The sequence below is a fragment of the Dietzia sp. B19 genome (genome assembly GCF_014145155.1).
Classification (GTDB): domain Bacteria; phylum Actinomycetota; class Actinomycetes; order Mycobacteriales; family Mycobacteriaceae; genus Dietzia; species Dietzia natronolimnaea.
The window spans coordinates 944-7793 of record NZ_JAALED010000571.1 but is presented as its reverse complement, the minus strand read 5'-3'; the positions used below and the strand labels follow the sequence as shown (position 1 = coordinate 7793).

Genomic DNA, 6850 nt, shown 5'->3' with positions numbered 1-6850 from the left:
TTGTAGCGGATGGCCCGCCAGTCGCCGGGGGTCGAGCGGGCGGCACGCTGGAACTCCCACGGGTCCGTGAGCGCCGCGTCCCGTTCGGCGGACTCCAACTCGGCCCAGTGGATGACGAACGTGCACAGCCACCGCAGGTGCTCGCGCATCTGGACGTTGAACCCGAGGCCGCCGGTCAGCGGACCCTTCTCGCCGAGCGCCTCGTCGAGGACCTCGGGGATCTCCGGGGCGTCGTCCATCCAGGACAGGACGTCCCTGATCCGTCCCCGCTTGAGGCGGGCGGTCACCGTGGACAGGGGCAGCTGCTGGATGTAGAGCAACTCGGCGGCCAGGAGCACCACCGGCCGCGGGGCACCCTCCAGCTGGTCGTGGAGCGCCTGCATCACGGGGGAGCGGGTGGAGTCCGCGGAGTGCTCGCCGGTGTGCTCCTCGGCGTCGCCGTCCAGACGTCGGATGAGCTCCTCCGCGACCTCGGGGGTCCAGGTGTAGAGCTCGTCGTCGAACGGTGACTGCCCTGTGCGCAGCGCCGGTCCCAGGACCTGCTCGGCCGCCGATTCGATCTTCGGTGCCGGGCCGAATGGCCTGTCATGGGAACCGTCTGTCACGTGGGACTCCTGGAAACGCCGGCGCGGGATCGGGCTGGTCGAACCGGGCCCGATAGTCGTGAAGAACCTACCACCGGGCCCGTCGTGGCCGGTCAGCTCTGGTACGGCTCCGCGGTCACGATCGTCACCGAGACGGACTTGCCGTTCGGGGTGGTGTACTCGCGGCTCTCGCCGACCTTGGCGCCCAGGATCGCGCGGCCCAGGGGGGAGTCGGGGGAGTAGATCTCGAGGTCGTCCTTGCCGGAGCCCTCACCGCGGGTGCCCACCAGGAAGGTCTCCTTGGTGTCCTCGTCGCCGTTGTAGTAGGCGCGGACCACGGAGCCCACCAGGGCGACGCCGGTCTCGGTGGGCGTCTCGCCGACCTGGGCGGTGGCCAGCAGGTCGTCGAGCTGACGGATGCGCGCCTCCTCCTGGCCCTGCTGCTCACGCGCGGCGTGGTACCCGGCGTTCTCCTTGAGGTCGCCCTCCTCGCGCCGCTCGTTGATCTCGGCGGCGATGACCGGACGGTTGGCGATCAGCGCCTCCTTCTCGGCCATGAGGCGGTCGTACGAATCCTGGGTCAACCAGTAGCCCTGGGTGTCGTTCGCCATGAGAGCGCGCTCCAATCTGTTCGTGTGTGTGCTGCTGTACGAAAAACACGGCCCCGCGAAAGGAGCCGTGCTGATGGGACGATGCTAACACAGCGGTGACCTGGTTCGGGGCCCGAGAACCCCTACCTGCGCAGGTAGTCGGGGACGTCGTCGCCGCAGCCGTAGACGTCGGCCACGAACGCGCGGGCCGAGGTCGCGATGGACATGTCGACCTGGATCGCGCTGTTTTCGGACGGGGGCACGTACACCTCGCGGCGGCCGACCTCGCCCTTGGTCTGGTCCTGCGCGCGGACGATGCAGTAGGCGGCGGTCCCGGGATCGTCCCGGGTGACGGTCATCACCACGTCCGCCCGCTCGTCGTCGACGACGGTCACCCCGATCACCTCACCGGAGATGGTGGGGGTGGCGCTGAGCCGGTAGCCGGCGACGGCGCCGGCCACCACGAGGGCGCCGACGAGCAGGACCAGGAAGCCGGCGACCACCTTGCCGGTCACGCCCGACCCGGAGTCGTCGTACCGCCCGGCCGGCGGGGTCCCTGCGGCCTGCGACGCGGCGTCCGGCCTCGGCTCACTCATGATCCCCAGGGTATCCGGGGGCCCCGGGCGGACCGCCCCGGGGGCACCGGTGGCCGGTGAGTCCATAGAATGGGTCATCCCGATCCCCGAGCTCTGATGAACGGCAGGTGCGACGATGGCCGGTCTCCGGCTGATGGCGGTGCACGCCCACCCCGACGACGAGGCGTCCAAGGGCTCCGCGACCATGGCCAAGTACGTGGCCCGGGGAGTGAACGTGCTGGTGGAGACGTGTACCGGCGGCGAGCGCGGCAGCATCCTCAACCCTGCGATGGACCGCCCCGACGTCGTGGCCGATCTCGTGGGCGTACGGCGCCGCGAGATGGCGCGCGCGGCGGACATCCTCGGCGTCGACCACCACTGGCTGGGCTACGAGGACTCGGGTCTGCCCGAGGGGGACCCGTTGCCGCCGTTGCCTCCCGGATGTTTCGCCCTGGTCGACGACGACGAGGTCACCCGCTCCCTGGTCGCCAGGATCCGGGAGTTCCGTCCGCACGTGATCATCACCTACGACGAGAACGGTGGGTACCCGCACCCGGATCACCTGAAGGTTCACTCGGCGTCGATGGCCGCCTACGAGGCCGCCGCGGACCCCGATCGCTACCCCGGGACCGGCGAGCCGTGGGCCGTGGGCAAGGTCTACTACACGCACGGCTTCCCCAAGAGCCGTCTGGAGCTGCTCGACGAGGAGCTGTTCGCCCGCGACGGCGTCCGCCACTTCGCCGAGTTCCTGTCCCGCTGGGGGGATCGCCCCGACATCATGGGGCGGGTGACCACCAGGGTGGAGTGCGCGGACTACTTCGAGCAACGCAACTCCGCACTGCTGGCCCACGCCACGCAGATCGACCCCAACGGCTGGTTCTTCGCCGCCCCGGTGGAGATGCAGCAGCGGGTGTGGCCCACCGAGGAGTTCGAACTCGCGGCAAGCCGGGTGGCCGTACCCGAGCGGGCTGAGGGAGAATACGAGTCAGACCTGTTCGAGGGCGTCGACCCGTACGTCGCGCTCCCGGTCGGACCGAGCACGAGTGAGGACCCGAGATGATCACCCTGGGACCGGACGTCCAGATCCTGGCGTATCAGACCTCGATGGTCTTCGCGCAGAACCAGTCGCCGGGCACGCCCGGGTACAACGACCACCCGATGGGCCCGGAGTTCGGCAAGGCCTCGCCGATCGGGATCCCCGTGGTCCTGCTCCTGCTGGTCGCGACGGTCCTTCTGATCCGCAACATGAACAAGCACATCAAGAACCTGCCCGAGACCTTCGACACCGACCACCCCGAGCCGGATCAACTTGCCGACGAGGGCACGGACCGGGCCGGTGTCGAGGGCGGGACCCCGGGCGCGCCCGTCGATCCACGCTGAGCCCCTCCGACATCGGCTGCGCCCCACCGCATCCGGTGGAGGTGCTCCGCGAGTGGGCAGATGAGGTCGGACAGGTGACCCGGCAGCTCGACCCGGGCCGACTGATCACTGCCGGCCTCCTGGGAGGCGACCAGTGCGGCCGGGTTGCCGACGGCTACACGCTCAACGCCGAGTCGCCGTATGTCGACGAGCTTCAGTACCACGAGTTTGGCTACACCGGAATCCTCCCTCTACGCCTCGCGCAGACCGATTGATCCCGGGGTTAGCTCGCACCACCGAGCAGGTCGCCCATCGGGACGAAGTCGCCGAACTCGTCGTCGTCGCTCCTCCGGCCCCGTCCCTCGTCCGCCCGGGTCGGCGCCACCGCACCCCCGGTCACCCCGGCGAACCGCAGCATGAAGTCCGCTAGTTCCGTGCCCACGCGGTCGGCGCGCGAGGCCAGCGAGTCTCCGTCGCCGCCGGTGGCGACGGCCCCGAAATCCTCGGAGGCCGCGAACACCGAGGTCGGCACCACGTCCGCCTTGAGGTAGGCGAACATCGGGCGCAGCGCGAAGTCGATCGACAGCGAGTGCCGGACGGTGCCACCCGTCGCACCCAGTGCCACCGGGACGCCGGTCAGCGTGCCGGGGTCGATCACGTCGAAGAACGACTTGAAGAGGCCCGAGAATGACTGGTTGTACGTGGGTGTCACCGCGATCACCCCGTCCGCGCGGGCGATCTCCTCGAGTGCGGCGCGCAGTTTGTCGCCGGGGAACCGGGTGAAGGTGGCGTCCACGACCTCATGGGCGAGCCCGCGGACCTCGAGGACCGTCACGTCGACGTCCTGCCCGTGGCGCCCGAGGGCCTCACGGGTCGCCGAGGTGAGACGGTCGGCCAACATCCTGGTGCTCGACGGCACCGAGGTGCCCGCCGAGATCACCACCAGCCGCAGCGGCCGTGCGTCGGGTGCGTGGGTGGCGGTCACTTGTCGCCCCGTCCCGCCGGTGCCTGCGCGAGCCGGGACTCGGTGCGGCGGGCACGGGCCAATGATTGCTCCTGGGCGCGCTGTCCGCCCTCGACGGTCAGTCCGGTCCAATTGTCGCCGGTGCCGAACCGGTAAGCGTCCGAGTACGCGGGCGCCCCCTCGGCGGCCAGCGCGGCGTCACGTGCCGCGACACGTGCCGCGTGGGTGGGCCCATCAGGCACGTGCGCCGGCCGCAGCGCGTCGAGCTCGCGACGCAGGACCGGGACGATCTCGGTGCCGAGGATCTCGATCTGCTCGAGCACCGTCTTACGCGGCAGCCCGGCGTGATCGATGAGGAACATCTGGCGTTGGTAGTCGCCCACGTGCTCGCGCATGGTCATGTAGCGGTCGATGACCTGTTGCGGGGATCCCACCGTCAGCGGAGTCTGGGCGGTGAAGTCCTCGAGCGACGGGCCGTGGCCGTAGACCGGGGCGTTGTCGAAGTAGGGGCGGAACTCGTCCACCGCGTCCTGGCTGTTGGGGCGGGCGAAGAACTGACCGCCCAGCCCGACGATCGCCTGGTCAGCCGAGCCGTGACCGTAGTGCTCGTAGCGACGGCGGTACAGCTCGACCATCTGCTTGGTGTGGCTGATCGGCCAGAAGATGTTGTTGTGGAAGAACCCGTCACCGTAATAGGCGGCCTGCTCGGCGATCTGCGGCGAGCGGATCGACCCGTGCCAGACGAAGGGCGCGACGCCGTCCAACGGGCGCGGGGTGGACGTGAACTGCTGGAGAGCAGTCCGGAACTTGCCCTCCCACTCCACCACGTCCTCGTGCCACAGGCGGTGGAGCAACTCGTAGTTCTCGATCGCCAACGGCAGGCCCTGTCGGATGTCCTGGCCGAACCACGGGTACACCGGGCCGGTGTTGCCGCGTCCCATGGTCAGGTCGACCCGGCCCCCGGCGAGGTGCTGCAGCATGGCGTAGTCCTCGGCGATCTTCACCGGGTCGTTGGTGGTGATGAGCGTCGTGGCGGTGGACAGGATGATGTCGGAGGTCCTCCCGGCGATGTAGCCCAGGGTGGTGGTGGGGGAGGACGTGACGAAGGGCGGGTTGTGGTGCTCGCCCAGGGCGAAGACGTCCAGGCCCACCTGCTCGGCCTGGACCGCGTACTCGACGATGGCCTCGAGGCGCTCGTGCTCGGTGGATACCTGCCCGGTGTGGGGGTCAGGTGTGATGTCGGCGATGGAGAAGATCCCGAACTGCATGATGGCGAGCCTTTCAGTCTGTTGGTGCGTTTCATCCTAACTTGCTGACATGTCAAACAAAAGGGGGTCGGGGAGTATTCCGCCTCACCCTTGGCGCCTCTCGGTTCGCGAGTTCTCCTCCGCGCCGTGGCCTCGGGATGTGAGTATTCGGCGACTGACATCAGGAGGCGCCGTGACCGAGTGGATCGTCCGAAGGTGGTCCCGTTTCGGCCACGACCGGGTCTATGCCGCCACGCCGGGCGGAACCGACCTCGGTTATCTCAACCTGGCGACCGGCCGCTACCACTCCGACGATCTCGCCAACCTTCCGCTGTTGCGCAAGGCGATCGAGGACCACCCGCACGCGGGGCGACACCGGGATTCGGCTCAGGAGTCGAGCCGGATACCGCAGGGGGTCGGTGTGCCTGCACCTACACCTACACCTGTGCCTGCGCCCGCGCCTGCGCCCTCGCCGGTGCCACCGCCGGCGACGGTGCCACCGCCCGCGCCGTCGCTGCCGAGTTCCGGGCCGGTCGCGGCGTCGACTGGCTCCTCGACAACTGCGTCGACCGGGCACGCCGGCGCGCCACGCACCGTTCCAGACACCGTATCCGGACCGAGGTGGCACGATCTCGCCGATGCTCGTGCGGGGGCGGCCGCACGCGAGCGAGCGCTCGCCGAGCGGGAGGCGCAGGGGATGGTGCGCCATGTGCTCGCCCGGTTGGTCGACGCGAAGACCGACGAGCGTGCCTGGCGTATCGGCGCGGACGGTGAGCAGGCCGTCGGCGAACAGCTGGCGGGCCTGGACGCCCGGTGGAGGATCCTGCACGCCGTACGCGTGGGGGAGAGGGGTGCCGATATCGACCACGTGGTGATCGGACCCGGCGGCGTCTTCACCGTGAACTCCAAGAATCATCCCAAGGCGGCGATCTGGGTGGGCGGGGACACCTTCATGGTCAACGGCAGTCGGGTTCCGTACATCCGCAACAGTCGGCACGAGGCGAGGCGGGCATCCCGTCTGCTCGCGGAGCAGGTCGGCTTTCCGGTCCCGGTCGTCGGGATGATCGCGGTGGTGGGAGCTCGAGGGGGATTCACCGTGAAGAACCAGCCCTCAGATGGCGCTGTGACGGTGGTTCCCCGGCGTCGCATCAGGCGATTCCTCACGTCGCAACCGCAGCGACTGGGATTACGCGAGATCGACGCAATCCACGAGGTCGCCAGGCGATCCACGACGTGGCACCGCTGAACCCGGGTTGGTGAGGGTTAGGCGGGGTGGGTGCGGTGGGCGCCTGGTGGGTTGGTGAGGTGGCCGTCGTCGGTGATGAGGCGCTCGAGGTGTTGGCGCCATCGGTGGTCGAGGATCCGGTCGCGGGCCTGGGCCAGTGGGCCGTGTGGGGTGGTGCGGTGTTCGTGTCCGGTTTCGGTGATGATGGTCAGTTCACCGAGGGGTCCGGGCCGGTAGGCGCAGTGGCCGAAGGTCTTCTCGCGGTGGTGCTTGCGGCACAGGCAGATCAGGTTCCACTCGGCGGTG

Annotated in this window: 8 protein-coding genes and 2 pseudogenes; 4 read left to right on the top strand and 6 right to left on the bottom strand. The window is 69.3% G+C overall.

Annotated elements, in window-relative coordinates; translation table 11 throughout:
- The 3 genes and pseudogenes from G6020_RS17300 to G6020_RS15765 all read right to left on the bottom strand — a co-directional run.
- A pseudogene (locus G6020_RS17300) lies at positions 1-605 on the bottom strand (restriction endonuclease); the annotation flags it as partial.
- A gap of 92 nt (positions 606-697) precedes the next feature.
- Positions 698-1195, bottom strand: a complete 498-nt coding sequence (gene greA, locus G6020_RS15770; protein ID WP_017835774.1) for a transcription elongation factor GreA — start codon at positions 1193-1195, stop codon at positions 698-700.
- A 122-nt stretch (positions 1196-1317) separates the two neighbouring features.
- A complete protein-coding gene (locus G6020_RS15765) occupies positions 1318-1770 on the bottom strand; it encodes a DUF4307 domain-containing protein (protein WP_182611252.1) in 453 nt (150 codons plus the stop codon).
- Between the two features lie 115 nt (positions 1771-1885).
- Between G6020_RS15765 and mca the strand changes: the two genes are divergently transcribed.
- The 3 genes from mca (at position 1886) to G6020_RS15750 (ending at position 3383) form a co-directional block, all read left to right on the top strand.
- Positions 1886-2809, top strand: a complete 924-nt coding sequence (mca, locus tag G6020_RS15760; protein ID WP_182611251.1) for a mycothiol conjugate amidase Mca — start codon at positions 1886-1888, stop codon at positions 2807-2809.
- Positions 2810-2853: 44 nt separating this feature from the next.
- On the top strand, positions 2854-3129 hold the full coding sequence (locus G6020_RS15755) for a hypothetical protein (protein ID WP_182611255.1): 276 nt from the start codon (positions 2854-2856) through the stop codon (positions 3127-3129).
- Positions 3130-3203: 74 nt separating this feature from the next.
- Entirely contained in the window at positions 3204-3383 is a 180-nt protein-coding gene (locus tag G6020_RS15750; protein WP_182611250.1) for a hypothetical protein, read from the top strand.
- A gap of 8 nt (positions 3384-3391) precedes the next feature.
- Here G6020_RS15750 and G6020_RS15745 read toward each other — a convergent pair whose 3' ends face one another.
- Both G6020_RS15745 and G6020_RS15740 read right to left on the bottom strand, forming a co-directional pair.
- On the bottom strand, positions 3392-4093 hold the full coding sequence (locus G6020_RS15745) for a CE1759 family FMN reductase (RefSeq protein ID WP_182611249.1): 702 nt from the start codon (positions 4091-4093) through the stop codon (positions 3392-3394).
- Complete coding sequence (locus tag G6020_RS15740) at positions 4090-5340, bottom strand: LLM class flavin-dependent oxidoreductase (RefSeq protein WP_182611248.1); 1251 nt, start codon at positions 5338-5340, stop codon at positions 4090-4092. Before G6020_RS15740 ends, G6020_RS15745 begins: the two co-directional genes overlap by 4 nt.
- A gap of 676 nt (positions 5341-6016) precedes the next feature.
- On the opposite strand from G6020_RS15740, the gene G6020_RS15735 reads away from it, so the two are divergent.
- Entirely contained in the window at positions 6017-6565 is a 549-nt protein-coding gene (locus G6020_RS15735) for a nuclease-related domain-containing protein (protein WP_179526287.1), read from the top strand.
- Positions 6566-6582: 17 nt separating this feature from the next.
- Here the strand turns inward: G6020_RS15735 and G6020_RS16650 are convergent.
- A pseudogene (locus tag G6020_RS16650) lies at positions 6583-6850 on the bottom strand (hypothetical protein); the annotation flags it as partial.